This is a genomic window from Brevundimonas sp. MF30-B, from assembly GCF_004683885.1.
GTDB lineage: Bacteria > Pseudomonadota > Alphaproteobacteria > Caulobacterales > Caulobacteraceae > Brevundimonas.
This window is the reverse complement of the sequence record NZ_CP038440.1, coordinates 275,449-294,074: the sequence shown is the minus strand read 5'-3', so window position 1 is coordinate 294,074 and position 18,626 is coordinate 275,449. Positions and strand designations below refer to the sequence as shown.

Here is an 18,626-nt window from a genome sequence, read left to right as displayed (position 1 = left end):
ATGAAAGCCGCACTGTCGTCGCCCTCCCCCAGGCGTCTTGCTGGAGTCTCCGCCATGACCGACGTCGTCATCGTTTCCGCCGCCCGCACCCCCGTCGGCGCCTTCCTCGGCGCCCTGTCCGGCCTGCCCGCTTCCAAGCTCGGCGAAGTCGCCATCACGGCGGCGCTCGAGCGCGCGGGCGTGGAGCCCCAGGCCGTCGACGAGGTCATCCTGGGCCATGTGCTTCAGGCCGCCGCCGGCCAGGGCCCTGCGCGCCAGGCCTCGATGGGCGCCGGCATCCCCAAGGAGACCCCCGCCTGGAGCCTGAACCAGATCTGCGGCTCGGGTCTGCGCGCCGTGGCCATCGCCGCCCAGCAGATCGCTCTGGGCGACGCGAAGATCGTGGTTGCGGGCGGTCAGGAGAGCATGAGCCAGGCCCCGCACGCCCAGGCCCTGCGGACTGGCCAGAAGATGGGTGACGTCACCCTGATCGACACCATGATCAAGGACGGCCTGTGGGACGCCTTCAACGGCTATCACATGGGCCAGACGGCCGAGAACATCGCCGACAAGTGGTCGATCAGCCGCGCCGATCAGGACGCCTTCGCCGTCGCCTCGCAGAACAAGGCCGAGGCCGCGCAGAAGGCCGGCCGTTTCGCCGACGAGATCGCGCCCGTCACGATCGCCGGCAGAAAGGGCGACATCGTCGTCGACCAGGACGAGTACATCCGCCACGGCGCGACCTTGGAGGCGATGGAGAAGCTGCGCCCCGCCTTCACTAAGGAGGGCTCGGTCACGGCCGCCAATGCGTCCGGCCTGAACGACGGCGCCGCCGCCCTGGTGCTGATGAGCGCCGAGGAGGCCAAGGCCCGCGGGCTCGAACCCCTGGCGCGCATCGCGTCCTGGGCCACCGCCGGCGTCGATCCGGCGGTGATGGGCACGGGCCCGATCCCGGCGTCCAGGAAGGCGCTGGAGAAGGCGGGCTGGAGCGTCGCCGACCTGGACCTGGTCGAATCCAACGAGGCCTTCGCCGCCCAGTCGCTGTGCGTGCTGAAAGAGCTGGGGCTCGACCCCGCCAAGGTGAACGTCAACGGCGGCGCCATCGCCATCGGCCACCCCATCGGCGCCTCGGGCGCGCGCATCCTGACCACACTGCTGCACGAGATGAAGCGGCGGGGCGCGTCCAAGGGCCTGGCCACCCTGTGCATCGGCGGCGGCATGGGCGTGGCCCTGTGCGTGGAGCGGGCCTGACCCGCCCACGAAGAAGCGGGCCGCCCCGAAGGACGGCCCGCTGATCGGCTTGGCCTAAAGGCGATTATTCGCCGCGCTGAGCCGCCGCCAGGGCGATGCGCGCGCGCAGGTGCTCGTCCTGGGCCTGGGCGCCGGAAATGGCGTTGAAGCGTTCGATGTCGAGGCCCGAGGCCTCGATGGCGGAGGCCATCTGCGCCTGCTGCTCTTCGTTCGGCTGGGCGCCGTTCAGCTGCTGGGCCAGGCCCGAGATCGAGGCCATGGCGGTGGCGAATTGGGCGGCTTCGGCGTCGGTCACCGAGGCGCCGACCGAACCGGCGGCCGACGGCGTGGCGCCGGCCACGGCCGCGCGGGCCTGAAGCGTCGTGTCGGCCGAGACCTGGGTCGATATGGCGTTGAAGCGCTCGACCTCGAGGCCCGAGTTCTGAACGATCGAGGCCATCTCGGCTTGCTGCTCGGCGGTGGGCTGGCCGCCCTGGACCTGCTGCGAGATGACGCTCAGGCGCTGCATGGCGCCGGCGAACTGGCTGAGCTCCTGGTCGGTCGGCGCGCCCTGCGGCTCTGCCTGAGGGGCCGGCTGAGCGGCCGGGGCGGGGGTCGCGGCCGGGGCGGCGGCGTCCTGGGCCAGGGCGGGCGCCGCGGCGGCGGCGGTCAGGGCGGAAAGGGCGGCGAGAGTCACAAGACGCATGTCGTATCCTTCTTTGCCTCCGGTCCGCCCGACGTCACGCCGGCCCGCATCCACGGGCCCCCGCGCGGCCGGAAGTTGATCAACAACGGGAGGAGCGGGGAGACCTAAAAGGTAGGAAGCTTCGCCGGGTTCCGCAAATAAGTCACGATTCCGGCAGGTTAGCGTCCAGCTCGTCCAGCCACACCTGCGCCGAGGCGTCCGACGGCGCGCGCCAGTCCCCGCGCGGCGACAGCGAGCCGCCCGTCACCACCTTGGGCCCGTTGGGCAGGGCCGAACGCTTGAACTGGCTGGTCTGGAAGAAGCGCACGAGGAATTTGCGCAGCCATTGGCGGATGGTCGCCAGGTCATAGGCCTCCTTCTCGGCGTCCGGCGTATGGGCGGGCCAGGCGCCAGCGCCTGCGTCCTTCCAGGCTTGGTGCGCCAGAAAGGCGACCTTGGACGGCCGCATTCCGAACCGGCTGATATAGAACAGGAAGAAGTCGTTCAGCGCATAGGGCCCGACGGTCCCCTCGGTCGACTGGATGCGCCCCTCGGCGTCGGCGGGGACCAACTCGGGGCTGATTTCGGTGGCCAGGATGGCGCGCAGCACCTCGGCGGCCCCGCCTTCCGGCTCGCGCTCGGCGACCCAGCGGATCAGGTGCCGGATCAGGGTCTTCGCCACCCCGCCGTTGACGTTGTAGTGGCTCATGTGGTCGCCCACGCCATAGGTCGCCCACCCCAGCGCCAGCTCCGACAGGTCGCCGGTCCCCAGCACAAAGGCCCGGTGCTGGTTGGCCAGGCGGAACAGATAGTCGGTGCGCAAGCCCGCCTGCACGTTCTCGAAGGTGATGTCATGCACCGGCTCGCCCATTGCATAGGCGTGGCCGATGTCCCTCAGCATCTGGTCAGCGGCCGGGCGGATGTCGATTTCGCCGCCCGTGACGCCCAGGGCCTTCATCAGGGCCCAGGCGTTCGACCTGGTCCCGTCCGACGTCGCATAGCCCGGCAGGGTGAAGCCCAGGATGTTGGAGCGCGGCAGCCCCAGCCGGTCGAACGCCCGGCACGCGACCAGCAGCGCCTGGGTCGAATCCAGCCCGCCCGACACGCCGATGACGATGCGCTCGCCATTGGTCGCCGTCAGCCGCCGCATCAGGCCCTGGACCTGGATGTTGAACGCTTCGTAGCAGTCCTGATCCAGCCGCGCGGCGTCGTCGGGCACGAAGGGAAAGCGGTCCAGCGGCCGGATCAGATCGTCGGTCCTGTCGTGACCGCCCAGTTCGAACGGGATGACGGTCGCCGCCTCGCCCTCGGCCCGCGCGCAATCCGCGAATGTGCCGTTCCTCAGCCGCTCCAGCCCGATGCGGCCCACATCCACGTCGGCGAGGGTCAGATGCGGCTCGAGCGAGAACCGCTCGCCTGCGGCCAGTCTGGCGCCCAGTTCGTGGATCATCGCCTGGCCGTCCCAGGCCAGGTCGGTGGTCGATTCCCCCCAGCCGGAGGCGGCGAACACATAGGCCGACAGGGTCCGCGACGACTGGCTGGCGCACAGCAGTTCGCGCTCCTCGGCCTTGCCGATCACGATGTTGGAGGCCGACAGGTTGCACAGGATCCGCGCCCCGGCCAGCGCCGCCCGCGTCGAGGGCGGCTGCGGCGCCCAGAAGTCCTCGCAGATTTCGGCCGAGAAGACGAAGCCCGCCCGGTCCACCGCCTCGAACACCAGGCCCGGCGCGAAATCCACCGTCTCCCCGTTCAGCGTGACCGTGTCGTCCGACCGCGCCGCCGCCGGCGCGAACCAGCGCTTCTCATAGTATTCGCGATAGTTCGGCAGATAGGTCTTGGGCACCACGCCCAGCACCCCGCCCGGCCCGACCACCACGGCGCAGTTGAACAGGGCGTCGCCCTGGCGCACCGGCGCGCCGAACACCGCGACCAGGCCCAGTTCGTCGGCGACGTGCGCCAGTTCGCCGATCCGCCGCTCGACCTCGGCCAAGAGCGCGTCCTGCATCAACAGGTCGTCCACCGCATAGGCCGACAGGCTCAGCTCAGGAAACACCAGCAGCTGCACGCCCGCCTCGGCCCCGCGCCGCATCAGCTCGACATGGGCCCGCGCATTGGCCGCCGGGTCCGCCGTAGCCACGACCGGCGTCGCCGCTCCCACCCGCACGAAGCCGTGGGTCGAGGGGCTATAAAAGAGGTGATCCTGCGCCATCGCTCAAATCCGCTCGCCCCGGCCAGGGCCGGTGGAGGTCATCATATAGGCGTGAATGGCGGGAGGGGTGAATGGCGGAGGTATTGGAGCGCTCAAACGTCAATTCAGTCGTTAGCTGACAGCCGAAATGCGGACATTCAGATGCGGGAGCGGGCACACTTCGCATTCCGGCCGAGCCGGTTGCCTGTCCAGCGCCAGCATGTCGCCGTCGCTGGGTGGCACAGTGAAAGGGTGAGCAGGGCGGCCAGGGCAAGGAGGCACGGGTATACTAGTGGTCGGATTAGCCGCAGCCTCGATCTCCATAATAGGTAGATGCCTCGGTCATGGCCGGGTCGATGGCTTCCGCTCGGCCTGTTCTTTTGGTATCAGAAGGCTATGAAGTCCGAAGGTTCTGTTACTAGAAACGCCAAGCGCCCGGGACAATCTGGTGTGCAGGTCCAAGTCCGCCTCCAGCCCGATCAGCTTCAGAGGTTGGACAATTGGATCGAGGAAGATGGTGGGCGGTTCAGTAGACCCGAAGCGATCCGCGTGCTCCTTGACCATGCTTGGGGGCGGACCGTCGCTTCTCGCGGGGTGAAAATGCTTGAGTCAAGGCTCAAAGAACCCAAGTGACCACCGCCAAAAAATATCAGGTATTTGTCTCATCCACCTTCACTGATCTACAGGAGGAGCGACAAGACACGATTTATACTATTTTGGACTTGCAACACATCCCGGCTGGGATGGAGTTGTTTCCGGCTACCGACATGGAGCAGTTGGATTATATCAAGCGCATTATTGATGGCTGCGACTACTATGTCCTCATCATCGGCGGCCGCTACGGATCGCTTGACCCAGAGGGCATCAGCTACACTGAGCGCGAATACGACTATGCGGTGGAGACAGGAAAGTTCGTAATTGCCTTCATCCATGGTGATGTAGGAGTTATCCCGTCGAAGTTTGTCGACGTTGATGAAGGACAGCGCCAGGCGCTAGAGCAGTTCAGAGATAAAGTCGGTAAGGGTAGGTTGGTGCGGTTCTGGAAGAGCCGTGAGGCACTTCAAATGGTTGTCGTGAAGGCCCTTTCGCACGCCTTCGCGAACCATCCTCAAACCGGCTGGATTAGGGGGGATGCAGCAGCTTCGCAGCCAATCCTCGAGCAATCAAACAAACTGCTCCTGGAGAATGCAGACCTCAAAAAGAAGCTCTGGGCGCTAGAGACGGCGAGCAAGCCCAAACTGTCCAACCTAGCCGATTTCGGGGACTCGTTCGACATTCGCTATACTTATAGGTCTGGACACGGCACTCGCGTTACCTATCCTGAAACATCATGCCCGCTCACCTGGAAGCAAATATTCTTAGGCATTGCAAGCGAGCTAGGTACAGCGGGGCGAACTACCGCCGCCATTAGAAGCGGCGTGTCATTAGCCGTGAAAGAGTTTGCTGGTCGAAGTCAGGTTCACACTCTCAACAGCATGGATGACGTTCGCATTAGGACTCAACTGGAGGCCTTGGGGCTGGTCAAAATCTATATGGGCAAGGGGGTAGATGGGAAATACCATGAGTATGTCTCGCTGACTGACCAAGGTCGTCAGCGGTTCATGGAATTGACGGCGATCCGAAAAGCCGTCGATCCAACCGGCGGCTCAGCTGCCGGGAGGCCCATTGAAGATGACGAGGACCTCCCAGTAGCGTGAGCCTTGATCGCTAGCGACTAACTGCCTTCGCCCACGCAGTCTGGCTTCCTCGGCCGTTTGCGATCCCGCTTCTGATAAGCGCACTGGATTTAGCTTTCAGCCCCGACCGGAATGCGGACGCTGCGAAGGTCCGATTGAAGTCAGGAGCAGCCGGATTGGAGACAGTCGTATTGACGTGACTTCAAAAACGTATCGCCTTCCAGAGTCGCACTTCCGCGCCCTAGTTCAAACTGCCCGTATAATGCCGGTGCCTCAGCGCCTCTCGCGCGCGCAGCCGGAGCGGTTTCACACCATTCGCACTATTCACACCCTGCTTTTTTTCCGCGCCGCCGTCTGAAACCCGTCGCCGCGAATGCGGATGACGGCGGGCCTCGCCCCGGCTAAAGCCATCCCATGACCGATACGCCCAAGAAGGGCTGGTTCCAGCGCCTCAGCGCGGGCCTCAGCCGCTCCTCCAAACAGATGACCGATCAGGTCGTCGCCAGCTTCGTCAAGGAGCCGCTGTCCGAGGCGGCGCTGGAGCAGCTGGAGGAGCATCTGCTGGAAAGCGACCTGGGCCCGGCCGCGACCGACCGCATCGTCGAACGCTTCCGCGAGCTGCGCTTCGGCAAGGTGTCGGACGAGCGCGAGGTCAAGGAGGCGCTGGCCGAGGCCGTGGCCGCCGAGCTGACGCCGCGCCAAGCGACGTTCGATCCGCTGTCGGGGCCCAAACCCTTCGTGGTGCTGTTCGTCGGCGTCAACGGCTCGGGCAAGACCACGACCCTGGGCAAGATCGCCTCGGACCTGACGGCCAAGGGGGCCAAGGTCATGGTGGTGGCCTGCGACACCTTCCGCGCCGCCGCGCGCGACCAGCTCAAGGTCTGGTCCGAGCGGGCCGGGGCCGATTTCGAGAGCCGCCGCGACGGCGCCGATCCGGCCGGCCTGGCGTTCGACGCCTTCACCCGCGCCCGCGCCGAGGGGCACGACGTGGTGCTGATCGACACCGCCGGCCGGCTGCAGAACAAGTCCGCCCTGATGGACGAGCTGCTCAAGATCGTGCGGGTGCTCAAGAAGATCGACCCCGAGGCGCCGCACGAGACGCTGCTGGTGCTGGACGCCACCGTGGGCCGCAACGCCCTGGCCCAGGAGCAGATCTTCGGCCGCACCGCCTATGTTTCGGGCCTGGTGATGACCAAGCTGGACGGCACGGCGCGCGGCGGGGTTCTGGTGCCCGTGGCCCAGGCGTCGGACGCCCCGATCAAGCTGATCGGCGTGGGCGAGGGCGTCGACGATCTGCAACCCTTCGACGCCCGCGCGTTTTCCCGTTCCCTGGTGGGGCTAGAGGACTGACATGACCCAGCACGCCGCGCCCAAGTCGGGCCAGTGGATCCGCCAGGCCGTCGATTTCGGCGCGCTGATGGCCTTCCTCGCCGCCTATCTGGTCAATCGGGTCGTGCTGGGCCTGGAAAGCCATGTCGCCATGATCCAGGCCACCTGGGTTCTGGTCGGCGCCTCAGCCGTGGCCCTGCTGATCGGCTATCTGGTCGAAAAGCGCCTGGCGCCTCTGCCGCTTCTGGCCGGCGGCTTCGCCCTGATCTTCGGCGTCCTGACCCTGGTGTTCCAGAACGAGGAGCTGCTGAAGATCAAGATCACGGTGCAGAACCTGCTCCTGGCCGCCGTGCTGCTGGGCTCGCTGCCGCTCAGGAAGTATCCGTTCAAGTATCTGCTGGGTTCGGCCATCCGCATCACCGACGAGGGCTGGCGCGGCCTGACCCTGCGCTACGGCCTGTTCTTCGCCGCCGTCGCCGTGGTCAATGAAGTGGTGCGCCACATGATGACCAACGACGCCTGGATGACCTTCCGCGGCGGCCTGTGGATGGCCTCGGCGGCGTTTGGCATCTGGCAGGTCTTCTTCATCATGAAGCACCTGATCAAGGACGAGGACGAGGTCGCCCCCGTCCCGCCCGATCCGGGTCTTTAGGATCTGGGCCTCTAGGTCAGCAGCCGCCCCAGCACGGCGTCCAGCAGCGGCCGCCCGCGCGGCGTGGCGACCAGGCGGCCCGACGCGAGGGTGACGAAGCCCTCCTCGATCAGATCGGCCAGCGGCCCGCGCTCGGCCGACAGCCCCAGGGTGGTCAGATGCCGGCCCGCCGCGCCCTCCACGGTGCGCAGGCCCAGCAGCAGCGCCTCCTCGGCGGCGCCGCGCTCGTCCAGCGCCTCGACCTCGGCCCAGGGCGTCCTGGCTTCGACGCCCGCGACATAGTCGGCGATGCGGCGATGCGCGACCGTCGCGGTCCGCACGCCCCCCAGCGTCAGCCGCCCGTGCGCGCCCGGTCCCAGACCCAGATAGTCTCCGCCTCGCCAGACGTGGATGTTGTGGGCCGACCGCGCCCCATGCCCCCGCGCGTGGTTCGACACCTCATAGGCCTCGAAGCCCGCGGCCTGAAGGCGCGCCTGCGTCGCCTCGTACAGCTCGGCCGCCCGGTCCTCGTCGGGCGGGATCAGCCGGCCGCGCCGCAGGGCCCGCCCGAACGCCGTCTCGGCCTCGATGGTCAGCTGGTAGGGCGACACGTGCTCGAACCCGAGGTCCAGCGCCGCATCCAGCTCGGCCGTCCAGTCCGCGACCGTCTGGCCCGGCCGGGCGTAGATCAGGTCGATCGACAGGCGCGCAAAGGCCCTGGCCGCCAGCCCGATGGCGCGCCGCGCCTCGTCCGCCGAATGGTCCCGCCCCAGGAAGCGCAGCGCCTCGTCGTCGAACGACTGCACCCCCAGCGACAGGCGGTTTACCCCGGCCTGGGCCAGGGCGGCGTAGCGGCCGGCCTCCGCGTCCGTCGGATTGGCCTCCAGCGTCACCTCGACAGGGCGGTCGGTGGGAAACAGCCGATGCGCCGCCGCGATCACCTCAGCCACGGCCTCGGGCGCCATCAGCGACGGCGTGCCGCCGCCTAGGAAGATCGAGGCCAGCCGCCGAGGCCCGACCCGCCGGGCCTGCGCCTCCATGTCCGCCAGGATGGCGCTCGCCAGCCCGGCCTGCTCCTCCACCCGCCCCCGGTCGCGCACCACGTTGAAGTCGCAATAGGGGCAGACGCGGGCGCAGTAGGGCCAGTGGACATAGACCGCCAGGTCGCTGCCGGGGTCGAGGGGGTCAGTCAATCAGCCAGGCCCTCAACGTCTCGAAGGCGCGGGCGCGGTGGCTGATGGCGTCCTTGGCCGCCGGGTCCATCTCGCCGAACGTCAGATCGCCGCCCTCGGGCCGGAAGATGGGGTCGTAGCCGAAGCCGCGGTCGCCGCGCGGCGGAAACACCAGCTCGCCATCGACGCGGCCCTCGACCACCACGGCCGGTCCGCCCGGCCAGGCCACCGCCAGGGCCGAGGTGAACCAGGCCGCCCGGTCGGTCGATCCGACCTCCTCCAGCCGCTCCTCGACCTTGCGCATCGCCAGGCCGAAGTCCTTGCCCGGCCCGGCCCAGCGCGCCGAGAAGACGCCGGGCGCGCCGTCCAGCGCGGCGACCGACATCCCCGAGTCGTCGGCGATGGCGACCTCGCCGGACGCCTCCGCCGCATGGCGCGCCTTCAGGAGGGCGTTGCCGACGAAGGTTGTCTCGGTTTCCTCGGGCTCGGGCAGGTTCAGCTGGCCGGCCGTGACCAGTTCGTAACCTTCGCCCAGCAGGGCGGCGATCTCGGGCACCTTGCCGGGATTATGGGTCGCCAGCACCAGCCGCATCCCCTTGATAAGCTTGAGATTCACGAAGGCGGCTCCTGGATTGCCAAAGTTTAATATCGTTAAACGATATGTAACGTGATTTCCGGCGAGGCGAGGCCTACTACTTTGATCACGGACGGGGGTCGCACCGGCCGTGATCGAAAGCGAAAGCAGAACGATCGTGCAGCGACACAATCAATCAGGGCAATAAACGCCCCCATCCAGACGACGGAGAAACACGATGCATACGATGAACGCCTCGCAATGGCTCGACAAGGCCGGCGCCGCCTTCCTGCACACGGTCATGCTGGCCGCCCTGCCGACTGCGGCCGTGGCCATTCTGCTGCAAGCCTTCTGATCCCGCCGACGATCAGAGGACTTTGACGAGACAGATGAAGACAGCGATGTATAGAGCCGCGTGCGGGTCGACCGGACCCCGCGCGGCCCCCGCTGGGCTTCACCCGGTCTGACGGAGCTGCCTTTTCGATGCGACGCCCGATGATGCCGATGCTCGGAGCGCGCCCCGGACTTCCCGTCGCCGGCTTTCGGACCCTGGGTCCCGGCTCGGTGGCCAGCCTTCTGAAGATCGCGCTGGATGTGGCCTATGGCCTGCTAGCGCTGACCACCTTCATCCTACTGCTGTGCGTGATCGCCGCCGTATTCGTGCCGCTCGACAATCTGACCGTGACGGTCGGCGGCGCCGATGACGGCCGCCGCCTGCCCTTGACCCGGCCGCTGATCCTGTTCGGCATGGGCGCTGTGACCGCCTATTTCGGCGGCTTCCTGCTGATCCTGAGGTCTCTGCGCAAGATCTTCCGCACACTGACCATCGGCGACCCCTTCCAACCCGACAACGTCCGTCGCCTGCGCCAGATCGGCCTGATCCTGGCGGTGGTGAACGGCGGGGTCTGGATCGCGCGCTTCGTGGTGTCCACGCGGCTTGCCCCCGGCATGCTGGAGAGCCAGGGCCTGGGCGACATGATGACGCCGATCTTCTCCATCCTGGTCGTGCTGGTGCTGGCCGAGGTGTTTCGCGAGGGCGCGCGTCTGCGTCATGAATCCGAACTGACCATCTGAGCCGAAAGCCCGACCCATATGGCCATCATCATCCAGCTTGACCGCCTGCTCGCCGAACGGCGCATGTCGCTGACCGAGCTCAGCGACCGCGTGGGCGTGACCGTGGCCAATCTGTCGATCCTGAAGACGGGCAAGGCGCGCGCCGTGCGCTTCACGACCCTGGACGCGCTTTGCCGCGAGTTGGACTGCCAGCCCGGCGATCTGATCGCCCATGTCCCCGGTCCGGCCGGAGAGATGATCGACGACGAGGCATGAGCGGCCCGGGCGAAGACGACGGCGTTCGGCTGTGGAAGCGGGTGGCTTCCACCGTCACACCGCGCGCGCGGCGCAAGGCGCTGCTGATGACCCAGGGCGCGACGCCCAGCGAGCCGACGCCGATCCCGCGCGCGGGCGCCAAGGCTGCGGCCATGCCGCAGGCCCCGGTTCCTCGAACACCCGCCAAGGTCCTGCCCACGCGCCCAGCGGCCGCGCCCGAAACCCTTGAGCCTCGACGGCAGCGCCGGTTGTCGCGGGAGCGCGATCCGATCGAGGCGTCCATCGACCTGCACGGCTTTGGCCGCTTCGAGGCTGAGGACCAGCTAAGGGCGTTTCTGGTGTCGTCCCAGGCGCGGGGCCTGCGCGCCGTGCTGGTCGTCACCGGGCAGGGGCGGCGAGGCGGCGGGATCATCCGCGCCTCTATCCATGACTGGCTGACCGGACCCAGCCTGAGGGGCGTCGTGTCCGGCCACGCCCCGGCGCACCGCCGCCACGGGGGCGACGGCGCGCTTTACGTCACGCTCAAGAAGCGGTGAGCGAAATCGGGGCCGAAGCCTTGGCTTCGGGCCTCAGTTTTTCGCTCAAGAACCAGAGGTCGCCTGCTCGGAGGCCACGATGCGGCTGGCGGCGTGGACCACGGCGCCGATGCGCAGGGCGGCCTGGATCTGAGTGTTGGGAACGCCGTGCTTGCGCAACTCGCCCTCGTGGGCGTCCAGGCAGGCGCCGCAGCCGTTGATGGCCGAAACGGCGGTGGACCACAGTTCGAAGTCCAGCTTCTCCACACCGGGATTGGCGATCACATTCATGCGCAGGCGCGCCGGCAGGGTCGTGTACTCCTGGTTCTTCATCAGGTGCAGCGACCGGTAGTAGATGTTGTTCATGCCCATGATGGCGGCGGCCGACTTGGCCGCGTTCAGGGCTTCGGGCGACAGGACCGAGGCGGCCTGGGCCTCGATCAGCTTGACCACGGGGCCGACGCCGATGGCGTGGGCCGAGGCCAGGAAGCAGCCCCATTTCTGCTGGTCGTTCAGCACGGACTCGTTGGCGAGCGAGGACAGGTTCAGCGAGATGTCCTTGCCATAGGCCGGGATCAAGTCGCGCAGGGCGTCGATGGACATGGTTCTGGTTCCCTTCGGGAAGCGGCTGCGCGCGCGACGCGGTCGCTCGCGGCTTGAGCCGCATTATGGGGTCATGGATAGGTTGGCGCTAGCAGCGCTCAAGCCGCGAGGCTCTGCGAGCCGAGCATAGCGCCCACTAAGAAAAAAGGCGGCGGCGAATGGATCCGCCGCCGCCCTTGATCGTCAACTTGGACGGCCTATCAGGCGGCCAGGACGTCGCCGCCGACCGGACGGTTGCAGGCGCACAGTTCGTCGGTCTGCAGGGCGTCGACGACGCGCAGGGTGTCTTCCGGCGCGCGGCCCACGTTCAGGTTGGTGACGTAAACGTGCTGGATGACGTTGTGCGGATCGACCACGAAGGTCGCGCGCAGGGCGACGCCTTCTTCTTCGTCCATCACGCCGAGCGCGCGGGCCAGCTTTCCGCCGTTGTCGGCGAACTGCCAGATCGGCAGCTTGTTCAGGTCGGCGTGGTCACGACGCCAGGCCAGCTTGGTGAACTCGTTGTCGGTCGAACCGCCGAGCACCACGGTGTCGCGGTCCTCGAAATCCTTGCCCAGCTTGGCGAAGGCGGCGATTTCGGTCGGGCAAACGAAGGTGAAGTCCTTCGGGTAGAAGAAGATGACCTTCCACTTGCCTTCGAAGCTGTCCTTGGTGATCGGCTCGAAGGCCGACACGCCGTTTTCCTCGTGGGCGTTGAAGCCGGGCTTCACGCCGATGATCTTGAAGTCAGGCAGGGTTTGGCCGACGCCGAGCATCGCGGTCTCCATCATGGTTGAATTGAATCAGCGGCGTCGGGGAGGACGCCGCCACAGGGTTCAGATGGGGGCTGGAGGCGCTCAAGTCAAATCGATCCTTTCGCATTTGCACATAGATTTCGCTTATGCGAGAAACCGGTCGGTGATAGGATCTGGGGATGCTGCCTACCCTTCGCCAACTCCAGTATCTCAAGCTTCTGGCCGAGCACGGCTCCTTCAGCCGCGCCGCCGAGGCCGCCCATGTCAGCCAGCCCGCGCTGAGCGCCGGCGTGCAGGAGCTGGAGCGCATTCTGGGCGCCCCGGTGGTCGAGCGCACACGAGGCAATGTCCAGCTGACGGCGGTCGGGGTCGAGGCGGTCCGGCGCGCCGAACAGGTGCTCACGCAAGCCGAGGATCTGGTGGTGGCGGCGCGCAACGCCGGTCGGCCGCTGTCGGGTCGCTTCCGGCTGGGGATCATTCCGACGGTCGCCCCCTTCCTGCTTCCGGCCAAGCTGCCGGGGCTGAAGGAGAAACACCCGGCGCTTCGGCTTTTCATTCGCGAGGACCTGACCCCACGCCTGATCGCAGGACTTAAGGGCGGGCAGCTGGACGCGGCGGTGATCGCTCTGCCTTACACATCCTCGGGCATCCAGCACGCGCGCATCGGAGATGATGAAATCCTCGCTGCGGCCCCGCGCGGACATTCGCTGGCGGGCGTGGGGCCGCTGCCGGCGGGGGCCTTGAAGGCCGACGACCTGATCCTTCTGGAAGACGGCCACTGTCTGCGCGATCAGGCCCTGGCCGCCATCGACCTGGAGGCCCCGCGCGGCGACGACGTCTTCGCCGCGACCAGCCTGCACACCCTGGTGCAGATGGTGTCGTCCGGCCTGGGGGTCAGCTTCCTGCCGCGCATGGCGGTCAAGGCCGGCCTGGCCGACGACCCGGGCGTCGTGGTGCGCCCCATTTCGGCCGATGCGCCCAAGCGCGAGATCGTCGTCGCCTGGCGCACAGGCTCCAGCCGGGCCGAAGAGGCGCGGCTGCTAGCCGAGGCGCTGACGCTCGACTGACGTTACGGGGATTTAATTTCACGCGTATCAAGGTTCATCCACCGTTCATTGGGCATAGGCTGAATGGCCGCCTTCGTCGGGAGTGGAAGAATGAAACCGATTATCGCGGGCTTCGGCCTGTTCAGTCTGTGTGTCTTGACGGCGGCCTGTGCGCCGGTGGTCAGAGGCGGCCCTTCGCTGGATCTGCCGCCGGGGCTGGTTGAGACCGCACAGGTGACCTCAATCGTCATGTCGAGCGCCTGGCTGAACGTCGAGGATGATTTTTCCGACACCTTCGTCGCCGAGGTTCAGGAAGAGTTGAACGCCTGCGCCTACGGAACCTATCCGTTGCAACTGCGCGTCCACGTCGAGGAGGTGAGACGCGCAAACCGCATGGGCGTCCTCGTGCGGGGGCATGGCATGCATCAGATGCGTGCGACGGCGGAACTGGTCGATCCCGCACGGGGCGGTCAGGTCATGGGCCGATATCCTATCGTGGTCGGCGCCCAGGCGGGCGGGCGGATCGCCGGCATGGTCGGCGATCGTCAGATGATGGTGTCCGAAGAGTTCGGCCGAGCCCTGTGCGCAATGGCGTTTGAACGAAATCCTCGTCGGCCCGGCCTTCACAACGCCACCCGAGGCTGACCGGACGAAAAAGGCCGGCGGAATCGCTCCGCCGGCCCTCTATTGGTTGACCTATCGCGCTACGCGCTGCTTGAGGCCGGATAGCGGGCCTGTCGCGCGCGGCCTGAGGCCTACTCCGCCGCTTCGGCTTCCGGGCCGCGGGCCAGGTTGCGCAGGACGTAGGGCATGACGCCGCCGGCCTTGAAGTATTCCAGCTCGGTCTGGTTATCGATGCGGCAGCGGACCGGGAAACGGGCCATCTTGCCGTCCGAGGGACGGAACATCTCGACCCACAGGTCCTGACGCGGCTTCAGCTTGCCGATGTTGACGTCCGACAGGCCGCGGATCGTGACGATCTCTTCGCCCGTCAGGCCCAGTTTCAGCCAGCCGTCGGCCTTGAACTGAAGCGGCACCACGCCCATCCCGACCAGGTTGGAGCGGTGGATGCGCTCATAGCTTTCGGCGATGACGGCGCGGACGCCCAGAAGGCGCGTGCCCTTGGCCGCCCAGTCGCGCGACGAGCCGGTGCCGTATTCCTTGCCGGCGAAGACGACCAGCGGACGACCCTCGGCCTGGTAGCGCATGGCCGCGTCATAGATCGACATCGTGTCCTGCGACGGGAAGTGCTTGGTCACGCCCCCTTCGATGTCCGGGGTGATCTTGTTGCGGATGCGGATGTTGGCGAAGGTGCCGCGCATCATGACTTCGTGGTTGCCGCGGCGCGCGCCGTAGCTGTTGAAGTCCAGCGCCTCGACGCCGTGGTTGGTCAGATAGGCGCCGGCGGGCGAGGCCTTCTTGATCGAACCGGCCGGCGAGATGTGGTCGGTGGTGATCGAGTCGCCGAAGATGCCCAGGATGCGCGCCTCGACGATGTCCTGAACCGGGGTCGGCTCCATCGACAGGCCCTCGAAGTAGGGCGGGTTCTGAACGTAGGTGGAGTTGTCGTCCCACTCATAGGTCTGGCCGCCGGTGACCTTGATGGCCTGCCAGTGCTTGTCGCCCTTGAAGACGTCCTTGTAGCGCTTGGCGAACATGGAGGGCGTGACCGACTTCTTCTGGATGTCGGCGATTTCCTGGCTGGTCGGCCACACGTCCTTCAGGAAGACGTCGTTGCCCTTCTTGTCCTTGCCGATCGGATCCTTGGTGATGTCGATCCGCATCGAGCCGGCGAGGGCGTAGGCCACGACCAGCGGCGGCGAGGCCAGATAGTTGGCCTGGACGTCGGGGTTCACGCGGCCTTCGAAGTTGCGGTTGCCCGACAGGACCGAGGTGGCGACCAGGCCAGCGTCGTTGATCGCCTTGGAGATCGCCGGATCGAGCGGACCCGAGTTGCCGATGCAGGTGGTGCAGCCGTAGCCGACCAGGTTGAAACCCAGCGCGTCCAGATCCTTCTGCAGGCCGGCGTCGGTCAGATAGTCGGTGACGACCTGCGAGCCGGGCGCCAGCGAGGTCTTGACCCAGGGCTTGGCCTTCAGGCCCAGCGCATTAGCCTTGCGCGCCACCAGGCCGGCGGCGATCAGCACCGCCGGGTTGGAGGTGTTGGTGCACGAGGTGATGGCGGCGATCACGACATCGCCATCGCCCAGATCGAACTTCTGGCCCTCCACGGCCACGCGCCCGCCGTCGACGGGGCGGGCGAAGACTTCGGCCAGCGCCGTTTCGAAAGCCGGGGCGGCGGTGGTCAGCTCGACGCGATCCTGCGGACGCTTCGGACCAGCCAGCGACGGCACCACGGTCGAGATGTCCAGTTCCAGGACGTCGGTGAAGACCGGGTCTTCCGAGGTCTCGTCGATCCACAGGCCCTGGGCCTTGGCGTAGGCCTCGACCAGGGCGACGCGCGCCTTGTCGCGGCCCGTGGCGGTCAGATAGTCGATCGTGGCGCGCGACACCGGGAAGAAGCCGCAAGTGGCGCCGTACTCCGGGGCCATGTTGGCGATGGTCGCCTGGTCCTCGATGGTCATGCCGGCGATGGCGTCGCCGAAGAACTCGACGAACTTGCCGACCACGCCCTTCTTGCGCAGCATCTGGGTGACGGTCAGCACCAGGTCGGTGGCCGTCGCGCCCTCGGGCAGCTTGCCGGTCAGGCGGAAGCCGACGACCTCGGGAATCAGCATCGGGATCGGCTGGCCCAGCATGGCCGCCTCGGCCTCGATGCCGCCGACGCCCCAGCCCAGGACGGCCAGGCCGTTGATCATGGTGGTGTGGCTGTCGGTGCCGACCACGGTGTCGGGATAGGCGACGGTGGTCTTGCCTTCGGTCAGGGTCCAGACGGTCTGGGCCAGGTTTTCCAGGTTCACCTGGTGGCAGATGCCGGTGCCGGGGGGCACCACGCGGAAGTTGTTGAACGCCGACGAGCCCCAGCGCAGGAAGTTGTAGCGCTCGATGTTGCGCTCGTATTCGCGCTCGACGTTCTGGCCAAAGGCCTTGGACGTGCCGAAGTTGTCGACCATCACCGAGTGGTCGATGACCAGATCGACGGGGTTCAGCGGATTGATCTTGCTGGGATCGGCGCTCAGCTTGGCCATGGCGTCGCGCATGGCGGCCAGGTCGACGACGGCGGGCACGCCGGTGAAGTCCTGCATCAGCACGCGGGCCGGGCGGAAGGCGATCTCGTGCTCGACGGCGCCCTTGTTCTCGAGCCAGGCGGCCACGGCCTTGAGGTCGCCCTCGCTGACCGAGACGCCGTCTTCGTTGCGCAGAAGGTTCTCCAGCAGCACCTTCATGGAGCGCGGCAGGCGGGAAATCCCGGTCAGACCGGCTTCCTCGGCGGCGGGAAGGCTGTAATAGGCGTATTTCTTGCGCCCGACGGAGAGATCGCGACGGGTGGACAGGCTGTCGACTGACGGCATGGGAGGGTTCCTCTGGTCATCGCCGCCCGACAATTCGGTTGCGCCTTCGCGCGCTGGACGACGGGGCGCACAGGTCCCCGGCGCGCGCGGCGAAAGCCTGCTGCGGCGATGGCGGATATAGTCCGGCTTGTCTTACCCGTCCATGTATCCACGACGGCGTCATGGATATTGAGAGCGGTTCTCAAGGCGTGTCGGCCATGCTGACGGGTCTCGATGTCCAGAATCTCGCCCTCTCACGCGGCGAGCGGCGGCTGTTCACCGGCCTGACGTTTGCGCTGAAGCCCGGCGAAGCGGGTGCGCTCACGGGGGCGAACGGAGCGGGCAAGACCAGTCTGCTGCGCGCCGTGGCCGGGTTGATCCGGCCCGACGCCGGAACCATCGACTTCGGCATGGACGCCACCGAGGCCCGACGCGGGCGACTGCATCTGACGGGCCATCTCGAAGGGCTGAAGGGCGGCCGCACCGCGCGCGACGAACTGGACTTCCAGGCCGGCTATCTGGGCGCTGACGCCGCCGGGATCGAAAGCGCGGTCGAACGTCTGGGGTTGAGACCCCTGCTCGATCTCGAGACGCGCAAACTGTCGGCGGGCCAAAGGCGACGCCTGGCCATGGGCCGGCTGATCGCCGCGCCGCGCCCCCTATGGCTGCTGGACGAGCCGCTGGCGCCGCTGGACGCCGGCTGGCGCGGGCGGGTCGGCGAGATGATGGCCGAGCATCTGGCCGGCGGAGGGATCATCCTGGCGGCGGTGCATGATCCGCTGCCGGTGACGGCGCGGCCCGTCGAATTGGGAGCGGCGTCGTGAGCGCGACACGCCTGTTCCGACGCGAGCTGTCCCTGGCCTGGGGTGGCGGCGGCGGGCCGTTGCTCGCCTGCGGTTTTCTGCTGTGCCTGACCGCCATCCTGCCGCTGGCGGCGGGCGCGAACGCCAAGGTCCTGGCCCCGGCCGCCTCGGGCGCGACCTGGCTCGCCCTGGCGCTGGCGTCCTTGCTGTCGCTGGAGCGGATGTTCGAGCGGGACTTCGAGGACGGGGCGCTGGACCTGATCGCGTCCGGCCCTCTGCCCATGGAGGCCGTCGTTACGCTCAAGGCCCTGGCCCAGTGGTGCGCGACGGGCCTGCCCCTGGCTCTGGCGGCGCCCGTCGCCGCCCTGGCCCTGGGTCAGCCGACCGAACTGGTGGGACTGACGGGGCTCGCCGCCCTGATCGGCGGGCTGGGCTTCGCCTTCACCGGCGCGCTGGGCGCGGCCCTTGCGCTGGGCGCAAAGCGCGGCGGCGTGCTGATTGCCGTGGTCGTGCTGCCGCTGTTCATTCCGCCGGTGATCTTCGGCGCCGGCGCGGTCGAGCAGGCGTCACAGGGCCTGTCGCCGGCTCCCGCCCTGGCCTTTCTAACGGCCTATGCCCTGTTCGCCGCGGCCCTCGCGCCGCTCGCCGGCGCCGCCGCCGTTCGCTCGGCTCAGGGCTGA

Annotated in this window: 18 protein-coding genes; 11 read left to right on the top strand and 7 right to left on the bottom strand. The window is 67.4% G+C overall.

The genetic code is table 11. The features are described 5' to 3' along the window. Positions 1-54: 54 nt before the first annotated feature. Positions 55-1,230 carry an acetyl-CoA C-acetyltransferase gene (locus E4M01_RS01440; RefSeq protein WP_135066373.1) on the top strand — a complete coding sequence of 392 codons (1,176 nt, stop codon included), beginning with the start codon at positions 55-57 and terminating at the stop codon, positions 1,228-1,230. A 64-nt stretch (positions 1,231-1,294) separates the two neighbouring features. Here the strand turns inward: E4M01_RS01440 and E4M01_RS01435 are convergent, their stop codons facing one another. Continuing rightward, the gene (locus E4M01_RS01435) at positions 1,295-1,915 is read right to left on the bottom strand and encodes a DUF4168 domain-containing protein (RefSeq protein ID WP_167765462.1); all 621 of its coding nucleotides are present in this window, start codon (positions 1,913-1,915) and stop codon (positions 1,295-1,297) included. Between the two features lie 142 nt (positions 1,916-2,057). After that, positions 2,058-4,103, bottom strand: coding sequence for an NAD(+) synthase (locus tag E4M01_RS01425; protein WP_135066367.1), 2,046 nt, complete (start codon positions 4,101-4,103; stop codon positions 2,058-2,060). A 608-nt stretch (positions 4,104-4,711) separates the two neighbouring features. On the opposite strand from E4M01_RS01425, the gene E4M01_RS01420 reads away from it, so the two are divergent. From E4M01_RS01420 to E4M01_RS01410, 3 genes are all read left to right on the top strand, one after another. Continuing rightward, complete coding sequence (locus E4M01_RS01420) at positions 4,712-5,779, top strand: DUF4062 domain-containing protein (protein WP_135066364.1); 1,068 nt, start codon at positions 4,712-4,714, stop codon at positions 5,777-5,779. A gap of 393 nt (positions 5,780-6,172) precedes the next feature. Continuing rightward, complete coding sequence (gene ftsY, locus E4M01_RS01415) at positions 6,173-7,108, top strand: signal recognition particle-docking protein FtsY (RefSeq protein ID WP_135066361.1); 936 nt, start codon at positions 6,173-6,175, stop codon at positions 7,106-7,108. A gap of 1 nt (position 7,109) precedes the next feature. Further along, entirely contained in the window at positions 7,110-7,739 is a 630-nt protein-coding gene (locus tag E4M01_RS01410; RefSeq protein WP_135066358.1) for an inner membrane-spanning protein YciB, read from the top strand. Between the two features lie 11 nt (positions 7,740-7,750). On the opposite strand, the gene hemW is transcribed toward E4M01_RS01410, so the two are convergent. Both hemW and rdgB read right to left on the bottom strand, forming a co-directional pair. After that, the gene (gene hemW, locus E4M01_RS01405; RefSeq protein WP_135066355.1) at positions 7,751-8,911 is read right to left on the bottom strand and encodes a radical SAM family heme chaperone HemW; all 1,161 of its coding nucleotides are present in this window, start codon (positions 8,909-8,911) and stop codon (positions 7,751-7,753) included. Beyond that, on the bottom strand, positions 8,904-9,506 hold the full coding sequence (gene rdgB / locus E4M01_RS01400) for an RdgB/HAM1 family non-canonical purine NTP pyrophosphatase (RefSeq protein WP_135066353.1): 603 nt from the start codon (positions 9,504-9,506) through the stop codon (positions 8,904-8,906). The genes hemW and rdgB overlap by 8 nt, the downstream gene beginning before the upstream one ends. Positions 9,507-9,959: 453 nt before the next feature. Here rdgB and E4M01_RS01395 point away from each other — a divergent pair, with 453 nt between their 5' ends. The 3 genes from E4M01_RS01395 to E4M01_RS01385 are packed head-to-tail and all read left to right on the top strand — an operon-like array spanning position 9,960 to position 11,329. Further along, complete coding sequence (locus tag E4M01_RS01395) at positions 9,960-10,538, top strand: DUF2975 domain-containing protein (protein WP_245158325.1); 579 nt, start codon at positions 9,960-9,962, stop codon at positions 10,536-10,538. Positions 10,539-10,556: 18 nt separating this feature from the next. Further along, a complete protein-coding gene (locus E4M01_RS01390; RefSeq protein WP_135066350.1) occupies positions 10,557-10,793 on the top strand; it encodes a helix-turn-helix transcriptional regulator in 237 nt (78 codons plus the stop codon). Next, a complete protein-coding gene (locus tag E4M01_RS01385) occupies positions 10,790-11,329 on the top strand; it encodes a Smr/MutS family protein (RefSeq protein ID WP_135066348.1) in 540 nt (179 codons plus the stop codon). Before E4M01_RS01390 ends, E4M01_RS01385 begins: the two co-directional genes overlap by 4 nt. A gap of 45 nt (positions 11,330-11,374) precedes the next feature. On the opposite strand, the gene E4M01_RS01380 is transcribed toward E4M01_RS01385, so the two are convergent. Both E4M01_RS01380 and E4M01_RS01375 read right to left on the bottom strand, forming a co-directional pair. Then, the gene (locus tag E4M01_RS01380; protein WP_135066345.1) at positions 11,375-11,911 is read right to left on the bottom strand and encodes a carboxymuconolactone decarboxylase family protein; all 537 of its coding nucleotides are present in this window, start codon (positions 11,909-11,911) and stop codon (positions 11,375-11,377) included. 200 nt (positions 11,912-12,111) lie between these two features. Beyond that, positions 12,112-12,681, bottom strand: a complete 570-nt coding sequence (locus E4M01_RS01375; protein ID WP_245158324.1) for a peroxiredoxin — start codon at positions 12,679-12,681, stop codon at positions 12,112-12,114. A 143-nt stretch (positions 12,682-12,824) separates the two neighbouring features. On the opposite strand from E4M01_RS01375, the gene E4M01_RS01370 reads away from it, so the two are divergent. Next, positions 12,825-13,712, top strand: a complete 888-nt coding sequence (locus E4M01_RS01370) for a hydrogen peroxide-inducible genes activator (protein ID WP_135066342.1) — start codon at positions 12,825-12,827, stop codon at positions 13,710-13,712. Between the two features lie 90 nt (positions 13,713-13,802). Beyond that, entirely contained in the window at positions 13,803-14,336 is a 534-nt protein-coding gene (locus E4M01_RS01365; protein WP_135066340.1) for a hypothetical protein, read from the top strand. Between the two features lie 110 nt (positions 14,337-14,446). Here the strand turns inward: E4M01_RS01365 and acnA are convergent, their stop codons facing one another. Continuing rightward, complete coding sequence (gene acnA / locus E4M01_RS01360) at positions 14,447-17,164, bottom strand: aconitate hydratase AcnA (RefSeq protein WP_135066338.1); 2,718 nt, start codon at positions 17,162-17,164, stop codon at positions 14,447-14,449. Between the two features lie 197 nt (positions 17,165-17,361). Between acnA and ccmA the strand changes: the two genes are divergently transcribed. Together ccmA and ccmB are read left to right on the top strand one after the other, a co-directional pair. Beyond that, positions 17,362-17,967 (top strand): heme ABC exporter ATP-binding protein CcmA, encoded by a 606-nt coding sequence (gene ccmA, locus E4M01_RS01355; protein WP_135066640.1) that lies wholly within the window; start codon positions 17,362-17,364, stop codon positions 17,965-17,967. Next, positions 17,964-18,626, top strand: coding sequence for a heme exporter protein CcmB (ccmB, locus tag E4M01_RS01350; RefSeq protein WP_135066335.1), 663 nt, complete (start codon positions 17,964-17,966; stop codon positions 18,624-18,626). The genes ccmA and ccmB overlap by 4 nt, the downstream gene beginning before the upstream one ends.

What these genes read in the sequence shown, in the direction of transcription:
- E4M01_RS01440 (WP_135066373.1), top strand. Translation starts at nt 55, where the DNA reads ATGACCGACGTCGTCATCGTTTCCGCCGCCCGCACCCCCGTCGGCGCC.
- E4M01_RS01435 (WP_167765462.1), bottom strand. Translation starts at nt 1,915, where the DNA reads ATGCGTCTTGTGACTCTCGCCGCCCTTTCCGCCCTGACCGCCGCCGCC.
- E4M01_RS01425 (WP_135066367.1), bottom strand. Translation starts at nt 4,103, where the DNA reads ATGGCGCAGGATCACCTCTTTTATAGCCCCTCGACCCACGGCTTCGTG.
- ftsY (WP_135066361.1), top strand. Translation starts at nt 6,173, where the DNA reads ATGACCGATACGCCCAAGAAGGGCTGGTTCCAGCGCCTCAGCGCGGGC.
- E4M01_RS01410 (WP_135066358.1), top strand. Translation starts at nt 7,110, where the DNA reads ATGACCCAGCACGCCGCGCCCAAGTCGGGCCAGTGGATCCGCCAGGCC.
- E4M01_RS01395 (WP_245158325.1), top strand. Translation starts at nt 9,960, where the DNA reads ATGATGCCGATGCTCGGAGCGCGCCCCGGACTTCCCGTCGCCGGCTTT.
- E4M01_RS01390 (WP_135066350.1), top strand. Translation starts at nt 10,557, where the DNA reads ATGGCCATCATCATCCAGCTTGACCGCCTGCTCGCCGAACGGCGCATG.
- E4M01_RS01385 (WP_135066348.1), top strand. Translation starts at nt 10,790, where the DNA reads ATGAGCGGCCCGGGCGAAGACGACGGCGTTCGGCTGTGGAAGCGGGTG.
- E4M01_RS01380 (WP_135066345.1), bottom strand. Translation starts at nt 11,911, where the DNA reads ATGTCCATCGACGCCCTGCGCGACTTGATCCCGGCCTATGGCAAGGAC.
- E4M01_RS01375 (WP_245158324.1), bottom strand. Translation starts at nt 12,681, where the DNA reads ATGATGGAGACCGCGATGCTCGGCGTCGGCCAAACCCTGCCTGACTTC.
- E4M01_RS01370 (WP_135066342.1), top strand. Translation starts at nt 12,825, where the DNA reads ATGCTGCCTACCCTTCGCCAACTCCAGTATCTCAAGCTTCTGGCCGAG.
- E4M01_RS01365 (WP_135066340.1), top strand. Translation starts at nt 13,803, where the DNA reads ATGAAACCGATTATCGCGGGCTTCGGCCTGTTCAGTCTGTGTGTCTTG.
- acnA (WP_135066338.1), bottom strand. Translation starts at nt 17,164, where the DNA reads ATGCCGTCAGTCGACAGCCTGTCCACCCGTCGCGATCTCTCCGTCGGG.
- ccmA (WP_135066640.1), top strand. Translation starts at nt 17,362, where the DNA reads ATGCTGACGGGTCTCGATGTCCAGAATCTCGCCCTCTCACGCGGCGAG.